The following is a 19,556-nucleotide window of genomic DNA, read 5'->3' on the forward strand; positions in this document are numbered from 1 at the left end:
TTTATCCCTTTGTACTTCCCGAGGTCAGGCCGGAAACGAAGTATTTCTGTAACGCCAGATAGAGGATGGCCACCGGAACGGCAATCAGCACCGCGCCCGCAGCGTAGGTGGTGTAACTGGCACCCATTTTTTGCGATACCAGGTTGTACAGCCCGATGGGCAGTGTGAACTGCTCAGGGCTGCGTAAAATGGTGCTGGAGAGGATGAAATCTCCCAGCGGCCCGGTGAAGGAGAACAGCGCGACGACCGCCAGAATCGGCTTCGACAGCGGCATAATAATCTCGATAAAGATGCGGAAGTTCCCGGCCCCGTCCATGCGCGCGGACTCATCCAGATCCTTCGGAATGGCATCCAGATATCCCTTCATCAGGTAGGTATTCATCGGGATCATGCCGCCAACATAAATCAGCACCAGCGCCAGATGACTGTTAATTAATCCCAGCAGCTGCGACAGCACAAAGATGGCAATCAGCGCCGAGAACTGCGGGATCATCTGCAACAGCAGGAACAGCATCAGGCCGTTCTGCCGCCCTTTAAAGCGAAAGCGCGAAAATGCATAGGCAGTGCAGCTGACGCTGATTAAGGTCAGCACCATGGTAAAGAAGCTGATTTTCATCGAGTTCCAGTACCAAGTCAGGTACGGCACCGTGCCGTTAAACAGATCGCGATAGTGCTGTAATGAGGCATTCTCCGGCACAATCGAACTACTCAGCAGGCTGTTGCCTGCGTTCAGTGAGGCTCCCACCGTCCACACCAGCGGATAGATAATGATGGTCGATACCATCAGCACCACCAGCCAGGTGAGCGACAGGCGCACCCATTTTTCGCGTTTAATACTTACCGACTTCGCCATAACTGTTCCCTTACGCCATCTCATCTTGTTTAAACGATTTGGTGGCGCGGAACTGCCACAGCGCCAGACCGACCACAAAGATCGACAGCAAAATCGTAATGGTTGCGGCAATTGCATATTGCGACGACGACATCGTCAGTTTGTAGATCCACGAGACCAGAATGTCGGTGCCACCCGCGTTCGAACCCGCCACTGCCGGGCCGCCGTTGTTGAACAGATAAATGATATTGAAGTTGTTAAAGTTGAAGGTGTACTGGGTGATAATAATGGGCGCAATGGCATACATAACCAGCGGCAGCGTGATGGTACGCAGACGCGTCCAGGCGCTGGCACCGTCCATCATTGCCGCTTCGTACAGATCGTCAGGGATCGCCTGCAATACGCCGGTAGTCATGGCGAAAACAAACGGGAATCCAAGCCAGGTCTGCATCATGATCAGCGCAGTTTTGGTCCAGAACGGGTCAGTCATCCACGCCTTCGGTGCAATGCCGAAGAAGTCGAGAATCGCGTTATTGATCACGCCAAAACTGTCGTTAAACATACCGGCAAATACCAGAATGGTGACAAAACCCGGCACCGCCCATGGCAGGATAAAAATGGTGCGGATCAGCGGCTTAAAGCGCAGATCTTTCTGGTTCACCAGGATAGCCAGCATCACGCCGACGCTACACTGTAGCGTGGTCGCCAGCAGCGTCCAGACCACCGTCCATTGCAGCACGTCGAAGAAGGTAGAGCGCCAGATAGAGAGGGTGAAGATATTGACAAAGTTCTTCAGCCCTACCCAATCCACCAGCTTCGCAGGCGGCGTGTGATAGAGGTTATAGTTGGTAAAGGCGATAGCGAAACCAAACAGAATGGGAAACACCACCACAAAGACCAGCAGGATAAACCCGGGGGTGATCATCAGGTACGGGAACCCTTCGCGCAGCAGGATCTGGTACTGCTTTCGCACGCCGTGCAGCTGTTGCCCCGCATCGCGACGGCAGCCGTTCAGCCATGCATCGCGTACCGACAGCCCCCAAATCGCTACGCCAAAGGCGATGATCAGCACGCTGATAATCCCCTCGGCCAGTAAAAAGATGGAGTTATCGCGGGGGACTTCTTCCCCCAGCGTTGCCAGCCCCCACAGCCCCTGCTGGAGGAAATTATGAAATACACCGATAAAGCTGGTGAGCAGGATCAGGAAACAGAGTCCTTTTGCCCACTGACGGTGGTAGAACTGGCCAAAACCGGGTAACAGCGCCAGCATTACCCCGGTCAGGGCATGCTGTCGTGAGCGCTTGTTAAGCATCAGTTTTTCACTGGGGGAAATCATCACAGAATCATCCTTCTTTATTCGGGCCGCCGGGCGACAAAAGCTTACTGATTGCTGGCCTGCATAGCGTCAATCTGCATGGTGATCTGCTTCACGGCATTATCCAGCGCCACTTTTGGCTCCTGCTTACCGGTTACACTCAGTTCCAGAGCGGCATTAGCGGGCACCCACACTTCCTGCATTTCCGGTACGCCCGGCATAGCAACGGCGCGCGCTGCCTGAACCGCTACAGCATTGGCTTTCTCATCGTTTTTGATTACCGGATCGTTCATCAGCGCAATAACCGGCGGGATTTCCTGAGTTTTCTGGAAGCGTTCTTTCACGTACTGTGGCTGGTTAATGAACTGGATAAACTGCTGCGCCAGCGTTTTGTCCTGACTCCAGGTGGAAACCACATAGCCCTTCACGCCGAGGAAGGAGCTCATCGGTTTGCCGTTAGCCAGCTCGGGGAGTGGCGCAACGCCATAGTTTATGCCTGCCGCCTGATAGGGCTGGAATGCCCAGGGGCCGTTGATCACCGCCGCCGCTTTTTTCTCAGTAAACAGTGAGTCGATGGCGTTCAGGCCGTTATCCCCGAGGATACCCGCAGGCAGCAGGCCCTGAGTGAAAAAGCTCTTCAGATAGGTAACAGCCTCAACGCTGCCCGGGGTGTTCAGCCCGATATCATGGGTGTTCAGTCCGCCCTTACCGTCTTTACCAAAGATATAGCCGCCCATCGGTGCGATAGCGCCCCAGCTGTAGTAAATCTGGTCAAATTTGGCCAGCAGACCATACTTTTTCGCCTCACGCTGTTTCTGTGAGAAGACGCGGTAATCTTCCAGGGTTTTCAGCGGAGAAGGCAGCAGGTCTTTGTTGTAGATCAGCACCAGGGTTTCCACTGCTTTAGGAACGCCCCAGACCACTTTATTCTGGGTAAAGGCGGCCATCGCCGAGGGGGTATAGGCCGCCTGCTGTGCGGCATCCACGGTTAACGGTGACAGCAAGCCCTGCACCACCGCAGCGCCGAGCTGGTCATTAGGGATCACCAGTACATCTGGGCCGATACCGGCCGGGCCATCCAGGCGCAGCTTCTCGATCTGCTGGGCAAACGGCATTTCCTGCACTTTCACTTCTACGTTAAATTGCTTCTGGAAATCAGCAATGGCGGTTTTAATGCCATCTGATTTTTTAATATCTTCCCAAACGGTGAGCTGCTGGGCTGCCTGTGCGGCCTGCCCAAGAATCAAAGCTGACAGAAGCAAAGTGATGCGGGTTTTGACTTTCATTGCTGACCTCATGTGAAGGTATAACATTTGTCTGTTTTTTATGCCGCTGAATTTCTTACCAACAGTACGCAAGGCCCGGATTATGCAACTTGCAGAAGGGAGAGTGTCACAGCGCGTCGATGTCATACGCTACGCGGAAGCGCGCATCCTCTCCACCCTGTTGTCGCTAATATGTGATCGGTATTACAGAAATCAAAATCGGCTATAGGGTGCTGTGCATCAGGGGTTTATAGTCACGCCAGACGCCACAAGGGTTCGCGTGATGCAATGGTAAATTGTAATACGTAATACATTTTTCATTAAAACCCCCTTTTCGATGAGGATCCGCATGTCCAGCATCAGACTAAGAAACGTAGGTAAGCGTTTTGGTAAAACAGAAACGCTCAATAATATTCAACTGGATATTGAAGACGGCGAATTTACCGTTTTTGTCGGCCCCTCCGGCTGCGGAAAATCCACTCTGCTGCGGCTGATTGCCGGGCTGGAGGAGGTGAGCGACGGTGAGATCCTGATCGGCGATGTCGTGGTAAATGATGTTGCGCCTGCCCATCGTGGCGTGGCGATGGTGTTTCAGTCCTATGCGCTTTATCCGCATATGACGGTAGCGGAGAATATGGGCTACGGGCTGAAGGTTAACGGCGTTGCCAAAGATAAGATCCGTCATCAGGTGGAGATGGTGTCGAAGACGCTGCAACTCTCCCATCTGCTGGATCGCAAGCCGAAGGAGCTTTCCGGCGGACAGCGCCAGCGTGTGGCCATCGGCCGGGCGATTGTGCGTAATCCGCAGGTATTTATGTTTGATGAGCCGCTGTCGAATCTCGATGCGGAGCTGCGCGTCGATATGCGTCTGCATATAGCCAAGCTGCATCAGGAGCTGAAAACCACCATGGTTTATGTCACTCACGATCAGGTGGAAGCCATGACGCTGGCCGATAAAATCGTGGTGATGAACTACGGTAAGCTGGAGCAGGTTGGCTCGCCGATGGAGCTTTATTACAACCCGGTGAACCGCTTCGTTGCGGGCTTTATCGGTTCGCCAAAGATGAATTTCCTGCCAGCATGCGTACAGCATTGCAGCCCGCAGGGGCTGATTGTCACTGTGAATGAGGGGGCGAATACGCTGACTCTGCCCGCGCCGCAGCGTTTACTGCAACCGGGTGATGAAGTGACGCTGGGCATCCGCCCGGAGCATCTGCGCGTTAACAGCGATGCCCCACTTCAGCTGGATTTCCACTGTGAAGTGGTGGAGAGACTGGGCAACAATACCTATCTGTTCGGCCAGGTTTATGGCAATGACGGCTTTAAAATGCTGCTGCCTGGAGATGTTCATTTCCGCCCTTACCAGATGCTGCGCCCGGCGTTTTACCCACACCAGTGCATGGTATTCGACCAGGACGGCTTACGCATCAGTAACGAGATCCCCCTGCCGCAGGATCAGGCTGCCTGAGTGCGGTAACCCTGATGCGGCGTGACCGTATCAGGGAGGTTACCGGCGTGCTCAGGCAGGTCTCATGCCGGGCGCGGGTCTGACAGCACCCTCAGCCCGCCGTCAGAACCAGGCTTCCCACATCGCACCCACATTAAATGAGTCCAGCTGGGTATTATCGTCGCTGCCGTTAATCCGTGCGGTGCGTTTATTATCCACTTCGCCACCGGTAACGTAGAAGCGCAGCATCGGGCGGAACTCCGGCCCCATGGCGATGGACACGTTCTGCGACAGCGTCAGCTTCCAGCCGTGGTTATCACCGCCCTGATCGTAATCTACGCGTTGATAGCCCGCTTCCAGCCAGGTTGAGTGCACGTCATTCCACCAGTACATTGGCCGCACAATGGCCCCGTAGTTACGGCGGTCGTCACTGCTGTCGGCGTTGTTTGAGTAGTCGTGGAACGCCAGCAGATACTCCACCTGCGCCTGCCGGGTAAACTTGTAGTTTCCTTCAAAGCTGGCGTAAATCGCCGTCAGCTCATCGGTTTTATTGAATACGCTGTTATCTGCATTATTTGAGTAACGGGTAATCACTTTATTCACGCTATTCTCACCGGTATGACTGAGCACCACGCCACCCTGCCAGGCCTTCAGACGCTCTTCGCTCTCCACCGCTTTTGAGTCAAAGCCATAGTTGGCGTACAGCTCCAGATCGAGCGGGCCAACCTTCATACCGTGGATCTTGGACGTTACCGCATAGTTACCTTTATCGCCGGTGCCGGAACCACCGGTACAGGTGATCCGCGAGGGGTTGGCTTCATCTGACAGTACTTGCGGGTCGCAGGATTCAACCGCCGCCACCGTTGCCACATCAAACTTCACGCCGCCGATATCAAAGTTTTTTACCCCGGCACCCTGGCCATCATGGTTCATCCAGAAGTAGTCGTTGATCCCCTGCTGCGGACGCTGATGGAAATCTCGCCCGGCCCAGAGATAGGCATTGGGGTTTGACTCAAACAGGTTGGTCACCCCTGCGTAGGCTTTCTTGAGGTTTACCTCGTCGCCCCAGTGGTCGATCATGACGTTAACGTCCCAGATTGCGCCGCTATTACTTTTGAAGGCTTTGGAGAGCTGGAATTCGCCGCCGTTGCCTTCGTTACCCAGACGGCCAATGGCCGAGGCACCGTTATAGGAGCCATCCACGCCGACAAATTTCTGGTCGCCGCCCTGGAACTGCGCACCGTAGCGGGCGTAGCCGGTAAACTGCACGCCAAACGGGATCGCCATATCCGGCGACTGCGCGGTAGTTTGTGGTTCGGTAATCACATCGGCTTTTTTCGCCACGGCCTTGTCTGCTTTGGCCTGGCGTTCTGCCAGCGCTTTATCAACGGCGTGGTCAATTTTGGCCTGACGTTCCGCCAGCGCTTTATCCACCGCTTTTGCCACGATGGCGTCAATCTGTTCCTGAGTAAATTCTTGTGCTACCACCGATCCAGAGCAAAGCGCGGCCATGACCGCCAGTGTGACTGGCAATTGATTGAATATTTTCATGATTATCTCAATATTACCCACCCCACTCTCTGTGCGTCACAATGCCGCGCAGAGAATAGTGCGTGAATGATGTTATTTTGGATAATAGTCGTCTTATAATGGTTTAAACAACACCAACCCCGCCACCAAAATAAGATGATCTCTTTATAATTTATAAGGGCACAGTCGAATTAAATTATTCCGGTATTTAATATTCCTCTCTGATTTCAATTAAGGGTTATTAGCGCTGGTAAAGATGGATTATCTCTTCAGATAATTCACGTGCCAGCAGCGAGGTCATCAGATGATCCTGTGCATGCACCATAATTAAGGTCATCGGCTGACGGCCTTCTCCGGCATCCTGCTCAATCAGTTTGGTCTGCATCTGATGGGCCTGGCGGGAGAAGCCATCCGCCTCCAGCAGCAGCGCTTTCGCCCTGGGAATATCGCCGCCGCGTGCGGCGTGCAGCGCTTCAAAGCAGAGGCTGCGCGACTGCCCGGCGTTAACGATGATCTCCATCACCGCCTCTTCTAACTCAATCATTGTTATCACCCTCTTCATTAAAACCATTATCAACGGCGGTGCGTGCAAACCACTCTCCGCTTTTTTTCACCGTGCGCTGCTGGGTCGCCAAATCAAGCTGGACAAAACCATAGCGATTTTTATAAGCGTTACACCATGACCAGTTATCAATAAACGTCCACATGTGATAGCCGAGGCACTGGCTCCCTTCACTGATACCTTTATGCAGCCACTTCAGATGCCCGGTCACAAACTCAATGCGATATTGATCATTAATCTGACCATTCTGATTAAATCGCTGTTCATTCTCCACGCCCATTCCGTTTTCTGAAATAAAGCAGCGGGGATTATCATAATTAACGCGCAGATTAGTCAGAATATCGTAAATACCCGGCTCATAAATTTCCCAGCCGCGATAGGGATTCATTTTGCGCCCTGGCATTTCGTAGTTATCAAATAACCACTCCGGCATAAACGGTGATTGCAGATTAACTGCACTATCGCGGCACTTCACCCGACGCGGCTGATAGTAGTTAATGCCGAGCAGATCGATTTTACCGTCGGCGATCAATTCGGCGTCTCCTGGCTGGCAGGCTGGCAGCTGATCGTAGCTTTGCAGCAGCGCCACCAGATCTGCCGGATACTCACCGCGCAGCACCGGGTCAAGGAAGCTGCGGTTAAACAGCAGGTCTGCATGGTGTGCCGCTTTTACATCCGCCGGATGCTGCGAGCGCGGATAGGACGGCGTCAGGTTCAGCACAATGCCAATCTCACCCGGGTACTGCCCGGCGCGAAACGCACGTACCGCCTGCGCATGGGCCAGCACCGTATGGTAGGCCGCCGTGGCAGCGCGTTTGAAATCCACCACGTTGGGATAATGGAAGTCGTAAAGATAGCCGCCCTCCACCGGTACAATCGGCTCGTTAAAGGTGAACCAGTGCAGTACGCGATCGCCAAACAGCTCAAAACAGAGGCGCGCATAGCGGCTGAAGGCCTCCACCACCGCTCTGCTCTCCCAGCCACCCTGCTGCTGCATCACCAGCGGCATATCAAAATGGAATAGCGTGATAAATGGCTTAATGCCCTGTGCCAGCAGTTCATCAATCACATTATTGTAAAACGCCACCGCCTGCGGGTTGACCTCCCCGGTGCCATCGGGGATCAGCCGTGACCAGCTGATAGACGTGCGGAAACTGTTATGATTGAGCTGCTTCAGCAGGGCAATATCTTCGCGCCAGTGCTGGTAAAACGTGGAGGTATCCTGCGGCCCCACCTGCTGGTGAAAGCGCGTTGGCTGCTGCTGATACCATCTATCCCAGGTGGTTTCCCCACGGGCATCCGGCTGGCTCTCCCCTTCTGTTTGCAGCGCGGAACTGGCGCTGCCCCACCAGAATGCTTCAGGAAATTGATATTTCATCGATTCACTCTCCATATTGATCAGTTACTGCTGACGGTTCCGGTCAGCGGTGCGCTGGCCTGCGCTTTTTGCGCTTCAGTTTTCATTAATGAGCGCTCGTAGGCACGCAGGAATGGCAGATACATCAGCGCCGACATCACCATACAGATGACGCACATCACCACCGGGCTTAAGGCCCAGTTAGCTGCCCAGGAGGCACCAATTGGCGCAGGCGTTGTCCACGGCGTCAGCGAGACGACCTGTGCCAGCCAGCCAAGACGGGTGGCACCATAGGCGAGACAGGCGTTCACCATCGGTACGCACACGAACGGGATAAACAGCATCGGGTTCATGATGATTGGTGCGCCAAACAGGATAGGCTCATTGATATTAAAGAAGCTCGGCACCACGCCCATTTTGCCGATAGTCCGCAGATGGGTAACGCGACTGCGCAGCAGCAGGAAGGCCAGCGGTAACGTTGACCCCACGCCGCCGATCAGCAGATAGTGATCCCAGAAACCCTGCAAGTAGATATGCGGTAACGCCGCTCCGGCAGCCAGCGCAGCCTGGTTGGCCGAGAGATTCGCCATCCAGAATGGATTCATAATCCCGGTCACAATCAGCGCACCGTGGATCCCGGCAAACCAGAAAATCTGGCACAGCAGCACCGACAGCAGAATCGCAGGCAGTGAATCAGACGCGGATACCAGCGGCTCCAGCAGATGCATTATCGCCTGCGGCATAATCATCCCGGTTTGCGCAGCGATAAACAGATTCAGCGGATGCAGCGTGCCCATCACCACCACTACCGGGATCAGAATTTCAAAAGAGCGCGCCACACCGGTCGGCACCTCTTTCGGCAGGCGAATGGTAATGTTGTTCTGCTTCAGCCAGGCGTAGATCCGCGTTGAGTAGATAGCGGTGATCAGCGCGGTGAAGATCCCCTGCCCGGAGAGATATTGGGTAGAGATATGGCCGTCCGCATAGGGCGCAGCCACCAGCAAGAAGGCCATAAATGCCAGCAGACCGGACATTACCGGATCAAGATTAAACTGCCGTCCGAGGCTGGCTCCAATGCCAACGGAGATGAAAAAAGTCATTACCCCCATACTCAGGTTAAACGGCAGCATCAGCTGCTCACGGTAGGTCAGCGAGAAATCCAGCCAGGCGCGGGCAAAGCTGTTGGTGGTTTCTGCCGAGAACGGCGGGAAGATAAACACCAGCATAAATGAGCCGATGATCATAAACGGCAGCGCCGCGGTAAATCCGTCGCGGATAGCGATAACATATTTTTGCTGGCCCAGACGCCCCGCCAGCGGGGTGATTGATTGCTCAATCACAGCAATCATTGACTGATATAACGAACTCATATGAACACCTTTTAGTGTGCCGCGTTAATCAGCGACAGCGCGAAGTCCAGCACCTTGTCACCGCGCTGCATTCCGTAGTCCATTGGCTCAATGGGCTGAACGGGAATGCCGTGAGTGGCAGCCTTTTCCGACAATGTTTTCAGCATATATTTAACCTGTGGTCCCAGCAGCACCACCTGATAGCGCGGGAATTCAGTTTCAAATTCCGCCACACCATACGCCTCAATTTCGACCGGTATTCCTCTTTCATTGGCTGATTCGACCATTTTTCTCACCAGCAGACTGGTGGACATCCCGGCAGAGCAACACAGCATAATCCTGTACATCGATTGTCGTCCTCAAATGTAATGAAACGTGAATACAGAAACGATTGGACACCATACGGAAACCGTTTTCCATTTAACTAAAACAGAAGTGTGACACTCATCATAAAGGTGTTCGTTATAGGGTTTTTTCCTGGATTGCCGTCACAAAAAATAGTGCTATATGGATAACTTTTGAGGTGATATGGAAATTCGGTTTCCATGGAAAAAGGAAAGCCGTATACTGGCGCTGGCGATATTCTGCGCCATTATTGATGGGTTTTTGCAGGCTATTTCGTGGTGTCAGGGGAGAAAAATGTCAACAATCAATGATGTATCGCGTTTAGCTGGGGTGTCCAAAGCCACAGTCTCACGGGTATTGAGCGGATCGCGCGGGGTCAAAGAAGCCAGCCGTCTCGCGGTGCTGAAGGCAGCAGAGGAACTCAGTTACCGCCCCAATGTCATCGCTCAGTCATTACTGTCGCAGTCAACCGGCTGCATTGGTGTGATCTGCGCGCAGGAGAACATCAACCAGACCACCGGCTATCTCTACGCGCTGGAAAAACAGTTGAGCCAGCACCAAAAGCATCTGCTCTTACGTTTTGCCAGCAGCAGAGCGGGCGTGATCAATGCGCTGGATGAGCTATCCTGCGGGCTGTGCGACGATGTGCTGATTATTGGTGCCCGGTTCCCGCTAAATATTGCCGATGACAATGTTATTCTTATTGACTGCGTCGATGCCGATACGCCAAACAGCATCCAGTTTGACCATGCGTTTGCCGCAGAAACCGCCTGTAACTATCTCATCAGCCAGGGACGACGCCAGATAGCCTTACTCCATCCGGAGTCCAGCGGCTATGCCGATCAGGTGCTGCTTGGCTATAAGCTGGCGCTGGAAAATAACTTCCTGCCGTTTAACCGCAATCTGGTGTTTATGGACTCCACCACCTCATCCGTTGCGGTACAGGTGCTGCTGAATAACGCCACTACCGTGAATTTTAACGCGCTGCTGGTGGCAGATGAGCAGGAAGCGCAGCGGGTGATCACCCAGCTTCAGGCGTTTAACAAAGCCGTGCCGGGAGACATTATGATCTTCAGCCTCGCCGGTTCGCTGGATCTGCCTGGTATCCCGTCCATTCCATCGATTGAATACTCTATGGATGCCATGGCGGCGCGCATCGTCAGCTGGCTGACGGAAAAAACCCAGGATATGCTCGGAGCCTGCGTGCTGCGCGGGGATCTGATCATTCCGGATGGCCGTAAACGTTAGCCCGGCGCCCCGGCATTCTGAAGCAGAACCGCTGTTGGTCGCTGTCAGAATGCCGGGCAACGCGGTTATTTGCCAAAACTCTCCGCTTCCTGCTGCTCCTTTTGATGATGTTCTTTGTGCGCCTGCGGATTAACCAGTTTCAGGTTATCTAAATTCAATGCCAGATCGGGATTGTCGGCGCGGCGCATTTCATGATGGACTTCAGCGTCTGGCTGCAACGGCTGGCCTGACATTTCGCAGTGAGTTGTGCCATCACGGGCGATTTTTTGCTGTTTCAACTGCTTTTGGCCGCGGCGAATGGCAACTTCACTGACGGCCCGCAGCTGTTCTGACGTTGGGTTATCACGCACCACGCTGAGACAGTCCGAAACGTGTTTTAAGCGCTCACGTTTATCCGCAGCATGTGGCTGTTCAATACGCACATCAACCTCTTTGCGCAGAGCCGGGAGGCGCACATAGTGTCTGCCACCGGCAGAAAATTTATCATCATTTTCAAGGTCAGAATAATACCGCTTTGCTCCAGGTTTGTCGGTTCCCAGCACCACGGGCAGTGACGCAATGTCCAGCGCCGTTTTCCCCTCCGCATCTCTGACCGCACAGTGAGCAATGGTGGTTTTAATTTTTTCCCCGGCGCGGGGTTTCACCGTATCCGGGGTTTGTGGAAAGTGCAGTTTCTCAATTTCGAGGGGCTTAACCACGATCTCAGAATTATTTGCCATTGTCGCAGCCTCCTTCACAGGAGAGCGCGTCAGGCTGATCCAGCAGCGGATCGTCAAATTCCAGCTGAGTCATTTCGGCATACATCTCTTGCAGACGGTGGAATGCCCGCTGGGTTCTTTCGTCACCGCAGGTATCCTGACGAAGAATAAAGGCGATACGGTTACGCCATTTTCTGGCTGCACTTGCTCCGCAATCTTGATAGAACTCATCCTTTACACCCAGCTTCTGCTTACGCTCTTTGCCATTAGCGTGCTCCAGCAGGTAATAGATGTGTTCCTGGCGGGGATTAACAAAGACCTGCTCTTCACGGATAACATGCTGCTTGATCCATTTAATATCCTTAAGCAACTCCTCATAGCTGCCCGCTGCCAGTGTTGCTGACGGAGGCAAAAAGGATTTCAGCTGTGTGACGATCTTTTCAACGGTGCCAAATTTTTCCAATTCATCGGATGTGTTAGCGCCAAAGAGTGAATTAGCCATTTTTTATCCTGCTTAGTTAGGGGGGGTAGACCTGCAAAATCAAGGTTAGAACAGAATGCTGACGGGAGTAAATAGAGGTTAAATAGCCTGTATAAATGAATTCACCCTTATGAAAAGGGACAGAATTATAAAAATGATTGATTTCATCATCCCTGCATTGTTCGATAAGCGGTAGTATGCTTAATAAAGAGCGGTTCAAAGAATATAACTGGGGCTTTTAAAATGGTTGAGCGGGAAACGGGCGAAGAACAGCAGCAAACGGGGAGTTCAGGTTGCGAAAAAAATATCGAACTTTTTTCCTTTTTAAAGCAGAAATTCGATATAGATCAAAAAAAACTGAGCAAAAGTTACAGCAACGCGCAAAAAATGGCCTGGGAACAGGTGTTGCTGTTGCTGCTATATAGCCGTCAGTTTTGCTATGGCGAGGGGTCAGAGACACGCGGAACCTGCATTCTGCCGCGTATGAAGCTTATCGCCATTACCATACAATGCTGTAACGAGATAGCCGCTAATGACGCAGATAAAACTACGGCGTTTTCCCTGCTTCATCAGATCCTGGCGTGGCTGGACTCTGGTGAGGGGTGCTTTGCTCTGGTAAAAAACCTGATAAAAGAGAGTGAACAGGATCCTGAAAGCAAGCAGAGTGAAGCCTTTGGGCGGTTGCTGCACCAAATTGAACAACATGCGGTAACCTTCCCGGCATACGGTTACAGCAAGCGGCCACTCTATTCACACTATGCGCTGTATAAGTCCCTTACCGACCCCATAGCAGCGATGCAGAAATTGCTGGCAACAGGCGATGCCGTTAATGACTCTTTGGTACCTGTCATTTTTTCATCTATCCAGAAATACCTGCATGACAGATACCATACTGCCCCTTATCACTCTTTTAAGCATACGTTGGAAAGCGAAATTTATGATGCCGGCAAGGCCATCGATTCGGCCGACGGGCTAGCTGATTTCTGCCAGCGCTACCCTGAGGCTATCGAGAAAAAAGCGCTGTTAAGTATGATCAAGGCAACGCTATTCGAACCCTTTTCATGGCGGGTACTGGATGCTTTTGATCTGTTCGCTGTGCCACAGAATGAAAAAAAGAACTTATCTTTCACCCATTCTGTTTTCCGCGATGTCTGCTCTATCAGTACGCACGACCAGGCGTTACAGCTCGGTTTCAGGAGTGGTTTACTGAAAAACCTTATCCAGCTCGGATTAATCGATGAGGTAATGAAAGAGGTTAAAGAGAAACTGCTACATTTTGCTGGCGGTAACACGCATGAGGTGTGGCGGGCAGATACCCCGGCACAGGATTATGCTCAGGCCTTCGACCAGCTTGACCGCTGGTATTATCACGGTAAAACAGAGCTGTTCAGCTCGCTGGATCAGCTGCCAAAACTCATCGGCTCGCTGATTGCTACCGACATTAAACTACGTCAGGGTTTATTTGACGACCGTTTGCGCGTCTCGCCATTGAGTCATCTGCCTGCCAGACTGTCGGCGCAGCAGATAGCAAGCCTGTCTACCTCACTGATCCACGCCTGCCTGTACCGCAATAACCCTGCGGCGTTACTGGTTACAAAAGCCTTCTCTCCCCCGTCTCTGAGGAGCACTGCTGCGGCCCAAAAAGATCTACCGGCGGAGCAGCGCCTGACGCAAGCGATTGAGGAGTTCATCCTGCTGGTAAAACACTCCTCAGCGGGAAACGGTTCAGGTTCAGTAAGTGAATATAACAACAAAATGATGGCTGAATGGGCGGATTGTTCCAATATTAAATCCGCAGTCGAACGTATAAAAAAAGCCCATAATTATCTTCTCCCTCTGGCCGGAGAAAATATCAGGGGGATCAACGCTTATCGTTATATTTTAAATCAGAGATCGCAAGGCCTCACCGGCACCGTTCCCTATCCGATTAATACACCGTTTCCCCTGCCTTTGTGGTCTTCTCTTTTTCGCTTCCAGCCTGAAGATAAACCGGCCACCGCACTCCCGGAAGCAGCAGCCGATTAAGCAGCAGCCGATCAAACTACCCGGCGAACCGGGTAGTTCTGCGTTTTACCTGCGCCAGCCAAGGCCCGGCGCCACATGCTTGAGGATAGCTTCAATGGTGTGCGCGCAGTAGTCCACGCCGAGCTGGTTCGGCACGGTTAGCAGCAGGGTGTCAGCTTCTGCGATGGCTTCATCCTGCGCCAGCTGTTTGATCAGCTGATCCGGCTCGGCGGCATAGCTACGGCCAAAGATAGCGCGCGTTTTTTCATCAAGATAACCCACCTGATCCCCTTCCCTGCCGCTGTTGCCGAAGTAGGCGCGATCCATCTCATTCACCAGCGCGAAAATACTACGACTGACTGAAACACGCGGCGTACGCGTATGCCCGGCCGCCTTCCACGCTTCCCGATAGGCGCGGATCTGCTTCGCCTGCTGTATATGGAAAGGTTCGCCGGTTTCATCATCCTTCAGCGTCGAACTTTGCAGGTTCATCCCCAGCTTCGCGGCCCATACGGCGGTCGCATTGGAACCCGCTCCCCACCAGATACGCTCGCGCAATCCTTCAGAGAACGGCTCCACGCGCAGCATCCCCGGCGGGTTAGGAAACATCGGCTGCGGGTTTGGTTTAGCAAAGCCTTCACCACGCAGCACATCAAGCAGCACTTCGGTGTGACGACGCGCCATATCAGACTCATTTTCACCTTCCGCTGGCTGATAGCCGAAATAGCGCCAGCCATCGATAACCTGTTCAGGGGATCCACGGCTGATCCCCAGCTGCAAACGGCCACCGGAGATCAGATCGGCGGCCCCGGCATCTTCCGCCATATACATCGGGTTCTCGTAACGCATATCGATAACCCCGGTACCAATCTCAATACGGCTGGTTTTCGCTCCCACGGCCGCCAGCAGCGGAAACGGTGAACTTAGCTGACGGGCAAAGTGATGAACCCGAAAGTAAGCGCCATCTGCCCCCAGCTCTTCGGCGGCGACGGCCAGATCGATCGACTGCAACAGCGCATCCGCCGCTGAACGGGTGCCAGACTGCGGTGAAGGCGTCCAGTGTCCGAATGACAAAAATCCGATACTTTTCATGGGTAATATCCTTAAGGCGATGATAAATAGCTTGAAAGCACGCTGTCTGCCAGGTCATATCACCTTTTTTTGATAACGCCTTGAGCCATCGCCAAAAACGCTCAGGGCGATACATTTGGAATAATCATAACTGTAGTGGCTGGTGAGCGTCTTATTTGTCTCAAAAACGGCGTCACTTACCGTCGCTCCACCCATCCACTGCTCCATAAACAGCGGCAGCCATCGCATGGTCAACATTGGATCCAGCGGCCACGGAGAAGAGATGACGGCGGCACAGCCATTGTCGAGCAGTTCTTTCGCCAGGCCAATGGTGGTTGCCGCTTCCGGATGATTATCAAAACGCCCTGAGCTGCATACAAACAGGATCACCACCCCACACTGACGTAAACGGGATGAAAATGTGCTGAAATCAATCCGCAGATCGCCTTCATCGCTGATACTTCTGAACACATGTTCTGCATCCGTTACGCCGCCGTGAGCGCCAATAATCACCAGCTCTGAATTTTCAAATCCTACCGGCAGTGCACTGTCGCCATTATGAGCCACATTCCATTTATCAAAAACGCCCCCTTCCTGTGAAAATTCATCAGCCATGGCTTTTAACGTCTGCCCCGCCAGATCGGCAGTCGATATCCAGCTGACCAGATTGCCGTTAGTTTTCACCGGCGTGCGGCGGGTCTGTTCCAGCCATGCCAGCGACGGTGCGCAGGAGATGGCGGCCTGGGTTCCGGCCAGCCCCGACGGAAGGGGTATCAGATTAGGCACCAGCGACTGAAGCTGGACATCTAAAATAAGCACGCTTTTTTCGTGGAAATCAAAATCGAAGCGGATAAATTCCGTGCTATCAAAAAAGAGATTGGGGGTGGTCTCCGCATCATAGAAACCATATTGATATGGGAATTCCTTTTTCCATTGATTGAACGCGGCAAAATCAAAATGCCACAGGGAGGAGTCTATTTCCTGCCCGTCCATACCGGGTAACCAGCACAGCAGCGTCCCGTGTTTATGATCATCAAGAACCAGCAGATAGACGGCTACCTTATTTTCCAGCGCACAGGCTGCGGCATAGTCTGCGGGGGCATCAATGCGCTCATAGCGGGGGTAAGGGTTACTGTAGAGATACTCGCTGTGCAGCGAATAGGAGCTATCCGTTAACAGCTCTGCGGCAAAAGCACGATCCTGTAATGGCATATCAGGGTTACGGCGCAGTAATAAAGCAGCGTAAATGTGCAGCGAGTTGTCATCCCAGGCCCTGTCTCCGGCACTGCGTGATGATGATGAGATCAAATTATAGAGGGCAAAAAGGTTGTTAATATTACTTTCGCGATAAAAGGCAGTGAAGGCATTTAACAGCTTATCCGGAATATTCATCGCATCGCTGATGGATATCATCTGTTCCAGCACCGCCTTAAAATCATCATCTGCTGTATAATTGTTGACGGCTAACACATCAGCAATTTGCAGTGACAGGGTGAGTATCGGTGAGAGATTATCCGCATGCACGACCTCTTCTGAAGCAATACCTGTTGCCAGGCTGACCACTTTTTCAGCGATTTCACTATCAAAAACATCATCGCTACACAGCTGATTAAAACAGAGTGTAAGATCCATAAAATCATAGATTTTTTTATTTTTGATATACAAATTATTATTGAATTCTTGCAGGATGCGACGCGAAAAAGTGACAGCGTCACGTGCGAAGTTTACCGCCTTAGTATCGCGAAAAATTCTTACAGCAAGATTAGAATAGGTGAAAAATTCATCAATGGTCATCTCGCTTCCTGACATGGCACAGTTGAGATAGACCATTGCCGGGTGATTGTTGCCCTGACGTTGATAAATCTCTGCTGCGGCCAGCCATGCATGACGCTGACGCTGAGGGTCATCGCCCGCCAGTTGAAGTGCCTGCTCGGCCAAATCACGCGCCGCCTGAGCATATCCCTGGAGCGACAGCACCGCCCCAACATTTTTAATAATATCCAGATCCTGATAGCAAGGAGCAGCTAAACTGGCAGCGCTGTTGGCAATGGAGATCAGGGCATTAATATTATTTATTTCCCTCTCATTTTGCAGATCGCCGGCCATTTTAAGCATCAGGATATGAAGCCCTTGCAGGAACGCCCGCAGTTCAGCGCGGTCACCGGTCAAAATATCCGCAGGAACCAGGTGTTTTCCTGCTAAAACAACTCCAATGCGGTCATAATAATTCAGCGCATCTTCCACTTTGCTCATCACGGTCTCAAGAGGCATGGTTACCGATGCTTGCGGCTCCGCGTGACTCAGGTTTAATTCCCTGCCAGAAAATTGATTGCGGGTGATCAAAATAAGCAAAAAATGTCCAAAAGAGTGCGACACATCCCAGCTGAATCTGTCGATAAAACGTTCCCGCAGATAAGGGTTGACTGAGAGATGCGACAGTTTATCAATACTTTTTTTCGTAAAACTGATTATCGCCTCACTGACAATATCAGCCTGTTTTTTATCCTCATCGGTATTGGATTTTTTCCGATTAAAAAACCATTTCTTCAGAATACGATCGCTATTGTTGATAAAGGTCTCATCATCCAGCACCGGCTCATAGAATAGTGAAACGGCAATCGCAGTCAGGTAATCCTGATGTTTTACCGCCCACGTCGAGGCAATGTGATTAAGAAAATGGACAGTATCGGGATCATTGATATCTTGTGTCTGAAGGAATGCCACAATATCGCCATCGCCTTGCTTAAGCCATGTTATAAACTGAAGTAATAGCTGATGTTTCTTCTGACTGAGTTCATCATCACGCAGGGAAAAAAGTTCGGCGGCGCGCTGGTAGTTCTCCTCTCTTAGTGCAGAGTTGATATCTCTGTAATTCAGCACCAGAGATCCGGGATAGCTCTTCTCCAGTTTTTTGATCAGTTCAGCTGAGATATCGCTGCACCCCGCCAGCCCGGCAAGCTGTACTCCCTTTTCAATCTCATCCTGATCTGCCAGTTCCTCTGCAATTTTCTTCAGAATTTTTCTCGCCGCAGGATAACTTTCCGCCCCTACACAGACATCCACCATATTCAAACCAGAGTGCGTCGAGAAATCGCTGTCGATGTCCAGATTTTTGAGCATTTCATGCAAATGGAAGGCGTACATTTTATTATTGTTATTATTAAACTCATTGAAGATTTGAATAAATACAAATTTTGGATCTTTAATTTCCTTGCATCTTTCAATAGCCTCTTTTGCGCTGTTGATGTGGTTATCTTTAAGGAAATCCTGCGCCTCATTAATAGCATCAAACATCTTCTGATGACGTTCACCGCCAGCATAGAAGTCAAAAATAGAAAGCCTTTTTATATCATTAACAAAGGTATTGAAATCATCAGATGCGACAACAGGAGCGAGCCTACTATGGCAGGCAACATAACCTTTTTTGGTGAACTTATCATCGCCGGTTTTGAGGACATTCAGCAAATCGACGATCTGCTGCTTATCCTGCGGAAATCCGGGCTGATTAAATCTTTTTTCAAAAAATGTTTCACTGCCTGAAAACTTCTCTGCATCAAAGATAATACAGGCGCTCTTATCCGGCTGCTGATTAATACGGACAATCAGCTCTTGAATGTCTGCGGAGATCTTTTCTAACAGAATAAACTCTGCCAGACCATGATTTCTCAGGCTAAGATTAATATTTTCAACAAAAGGGTGTAGCGAGTTAACGACATCATCGTCGACGCAGTAAAAATAGAGTTTGCTATACAGCCTTTCACCACTTTCGCTAAACGCAATATAGTAAAGTTTATGGGTTATATGGAGTAAATAATCACGAAAATGAAAATCATGAATAAAATGTAAATCCAGGTCGCTATAGCCAGGAGGATTGATATCAAAATATGATCCAAAACAGCTATTAAAAATATCACTGAGCTCTTTGCTTTGTTCCATGCCCGTAATCCTTTATAAATCTCATGAAAGATGCATAAGATAAATTTATCAGAACAGCCCGAAAAATGTCTATAAATCTGCGCGCTCCAGCGGTTGACAAGGATTGTAATCAAAAA

The 19,556-nt window shown here is 51.4% G+C and carries 15 protein-coding genes; 3 read left to right on the plus strand and 12 right to left on the minus strand.

Annotation, left to right across the window (positions count from 1 at the left end; genetic code table 11):
- Position 1: 1 nt before the first annotated feature.
- The 3 genes from GN242_RS12075 to GN242_RS12085 are packed head-to-tail and all read right to left on the minus strand — an operon-like array spanning position 2 to position 3,433.
- Positions 2-853 (minus strand): sugar ABC transporter permease, encoded by an 852-nt coding sequence (locus GN242_RS12075; RefSeq protein WP_154750862.1) that lies wholly within the window; start codon positions 851-853, stop codon positions 2-4.
- A gap of 10 nt (positions 854-863) precedes the next feature.
- Entirely contained in the window at positions 864-2,171 is a 1,308-nt protein-coding gene (locus GN242_RS12080; protein ID WP_156287549.1) for a carbohydrate ABC transporter permease, read from the minus strand.
- 41 nt (positions 2,172-2,212) lie between these two features.
- Positions 2,213-3,433, minus strand: a complete 1,221-nt coding sequence (locus GN242_RS12085) for an extracellular solute-binding protein (protein ID WP_154750861.1) — start codon at positions 3,431-3,433, stop codon at positions 2,213-2,215.
- Between the two features lie 328 nt (positions 3,434-3,761).
- On the opposite strand from GN242_RS12085, the gene GN242_RS12090 reads away from it, so the two are divergent.
- A complete protein-coding gene (locus GN242_RS12090) occupies positions 3,762-4,880 on the plus strand; it encodes an ABC transporter ATP-binding protein (protein WP_154750860.1) in 1,119 nt (372 codons plus the stop codon).
- 102 nt (positions 4,881-4,982) lie between these two features.
- On the opposite strand, the gene GN242_RS12095 is transcribed toward GN242_RS12090, so the two are convergent.
- The 5 genes from GN242_RS12095 to GN242_RS12115 all read right to left on the minus strand — a co-directional run bounded on the left by GN242_RS12095 (position 4,983) and on the right by GN242_RS12115 (position 10,004).
- Complete coding sequence (locus tag GN242_RS12095; RefSeq protein ID WP_156287550.1) at positions 4,983-6,410, minus strand: carbohydrate porin; 1,428 nt, start codon at positions 6,408-6,410, stop codon at positions 4,983-4,985.
- 220 nt (positions 6,411-6,630) lie between these two features.
- On the minus strand, positions 6,631-6,933 hold the full coding sequence (locus GN242_RS12100) for a PTS lactose/cellobiose transporter subunit IIA (RefSeq protein ID WP_154750858.1): 303 nt from the start codon (positions 6,931-6,933) through the stop codon (positions 6,631-6,633).
- On the minus strand, positions 6,926-8,329 hold the full coding sequence (gene gmuD / locus GN242_RS12105) for a 6-phospho-beta-glucosidase GmuD (protein ID WP_154750857.1): 1,404 nt from the start codon (positions 8,327-8,329) through the stop codon (positions 6,926-6,928). Before gmuD ends, GN242_RS12100 begins: the two co-directional genes overlap by 8 nt.
- 20 nt (positions 8,330-8,349) lie before the next feature.
- Positions 8,350-9,678, minus strand: coding sequence for a PTS sugar transporter subunit IIC (locus GN242_RS12110; RefSeq protein ID WP_156287551.1), 1,329 nt, complete (start codon positions 9,676-9,678; stop codon positions 8,350-8,352).
- Between the two features lie 11 nt (positions 9,679-9,689).
- Positions 9,690-10,004 (minus strand): PTS sugar transporter subunit IIB, encoded by a 315-nt coding sequence (locus GN242_RS12115; protein WP_156287552.1) that lies wholly within the window; start codon positions 10,002-10,004, stop codon positions 9,690-9,692.
- A 292-nt stretch (positions 10,005-10,296) separates the two neighbouring features.
- Between GN242_RS12115 and GN242_RS12120 the strand changes: the two genes are divergently transcribed.
- Positions 10,297-11,250 carry a LacI family DNA-binding transcriptional regulator gene (locus tag GN242_RS12120; protein ID WP_154750854.1) on the plus strand — a complete coding sequence of 318 codons (954 nt, stop codon included), beginning with the start codon at positions 10,297-10,299 and terminating at the stop codon, positions 11,248-11,250.
- Positions 11,251-11,315: 65 nt separating this feature from the next.
- On the opposite strand, the gene GN242_RS12125 is transcribed toward GN242_RS12120, so the two are convergent.
- The gene (locus GN242_RS12125; RefSeq protein WP_156287553.1) at positions 11,316-11,969 is read right to left on the minus strand and encodes a hypothetical protein; all 654 of its coding nucleotides are present in this window, start codon (positions 11,967-11,969) and stop codon (positions 11,316-11,318) included.
- Entirely contained in the window at positions 11,959-12,450 is a 492-nt protein-coding gene (locus GN242_RS12130) for a hypothetical protein (RefSeq protein WP_156287554.1), read from the minus strand. Before GN242_RS12130 ends, GN242_RS12125 begins: the two co-directional genes overlap by 11 nt.
- 366 nt (positions 12,451-12,816) lie before the next feature.
- Here GN242_RS12130 and GN242_RS12135 point away from each other — a divergent pair, with 366 nt between their 5' ends.
- Complete coding sequence (locus GN242_RS12135; protein WP_156287555.1) at positions 12,817-14,454, plus strand: hypothetical protein; 1,638 nt, start codon at positions 12,817-12,819, stop codon at positions 14,452-14,454.
- Positions 14,455-14,499: 45 nt separating this feature from the next.
- On the opposite strand, the gene GN242_RS12140 is transcribed toward GN242_RS12135, so the two are convergent.
- Positions 14,500-15,525 carry an LLM class flavin-dependent oxidoreductase gene (locus GN242_RS12140; protein ID WP_156287556.1) on the minus strand — a complete coding sequence of 342 codons (1,026 nt, stop codon included), beginning with the start codon at positions 15,523-15,525 and terminating at the stop codon, positions 14,500-14,502.
- A gap of 54 nt (positions 15,526-15,579) precedes the next feature.
- Positions 15,580-19,440 (minus strand): CHAT domain-containing protein, encoded by a 3,861-nt coding sequence (locus GN242_RS12145; protein ID WP_156287557.1) that lies wholly within the window; start codon positions 19,438-19,440, stop codon positions 15,580-15,582.
- Between the last annotated feature and the right edge of the window lie 116 nt (positions 19,441-19,556).

Origin of the sequence: Erwinia sorbitola, assembly GCF_009738185.1 — a bacterium.
In the GTDB taxonomy this organism is placed as follows: domain Bacteria; phylum Pseudomonadota; class Gammaproteobacteria; order Enterobacterales; family Enterobacteriaceae; genus Erwinia; species Erwinia sorbitola.

Coding starts and splice junctions, on each gene's coding strand:
- GN242_RS12090 (WP_154750860.1), top strand. CDS start 3,762: ATGTCCAGCATCAGACTAAGAAACGTAGGTAAGCGTTTTGGTAAAACA.
- gmuD (WP_154750857.1), bottom strand. CDS start 8,329: ATGAAATATCAATTTCCTGAAGCATTCTGGTGGGGCAGCGCCAGTTCC.
- GN242_RS12085 (WP_154750861.1), bottom strand. CDS start 3,433: ATGAAAGTCAAAACCCGCATCACTTTGCTTCTGTCAGCTTTGATTCTT.
- GN242_RS12100 (WP_154750858.1), bottom strand. CDS start 6,933: ATGATTGAGTTAGAAGAGGCGGTGATGGAGATCATCGTTAACGCCGGG.
- GN242_RS12140 (WP_156287556.1), bottom strand. CDS start 15,525: ATGAAAAGTATCGGATTTTTGTCATTCGGACACTGGACGCCTTCACCG.
- GN242_RS12075 (WP_154750862.1), bottom strand. CDS start 853: ATGGCGAAGTCGGTAAGTATTAAACGCGAAAAATGGGTGCGCCTGTCG.
- GN242_RS12135 (WP_156287555.1), top strand. CDS start 12,817: ATGGCCTGGGAACAGGTGTTGCTGTTGCTGCTATATAGCCGTCAGTTT.
- GN242_RS12110 (WP_156287551.1), bottom strand. CDS start 9,678: ATGAGTTCGTTATATCAGTCAATGATTGCTGTGATTGAGCAATCAATC.
- GN242_RS12095 (WP_156287550.1), bottom strand. CDS start 6,410: ATGAAAATATTCAATCAATTGCCAGTCACACTGGCGGTCATGGCCGCG.
- GN242_RS12130 (WP_156287554.1), bottom strand. CDS start 12,450: ATGGCTAATTCACTCTTTGGCGCTAACACATCCGATGAATTGGAAAAA.
- GN242_RS12120 (WP_154750854.1), top strand. CDS start 10,297: ATGTCAACAATCAATGATGTATCGCGTTTAGCTGGGGTGTCCAAAGCC.
- GN242_RS12145 (WP_156287557.1), bottom strand. CDS start 19,440: ATGGAACAAAGCAAAGAGCTCAGTGATATTTTTAATAGCTGTTTTGGA.
- GN242_RS12115 (WP_156287552.1), bottom strand. CDS start 10,004: ATGTACAGGATTATGCTGTGTTGCTCTGCCGGGATGTCCACCAGTCTG.
- GN242_RS12125 (WP_156287553.1), bottom strand. CDS start 11,969: ATGGCAAATAATTCTGAGATCGTGGTTAAGCCCCTCGAAATTGAGAAA.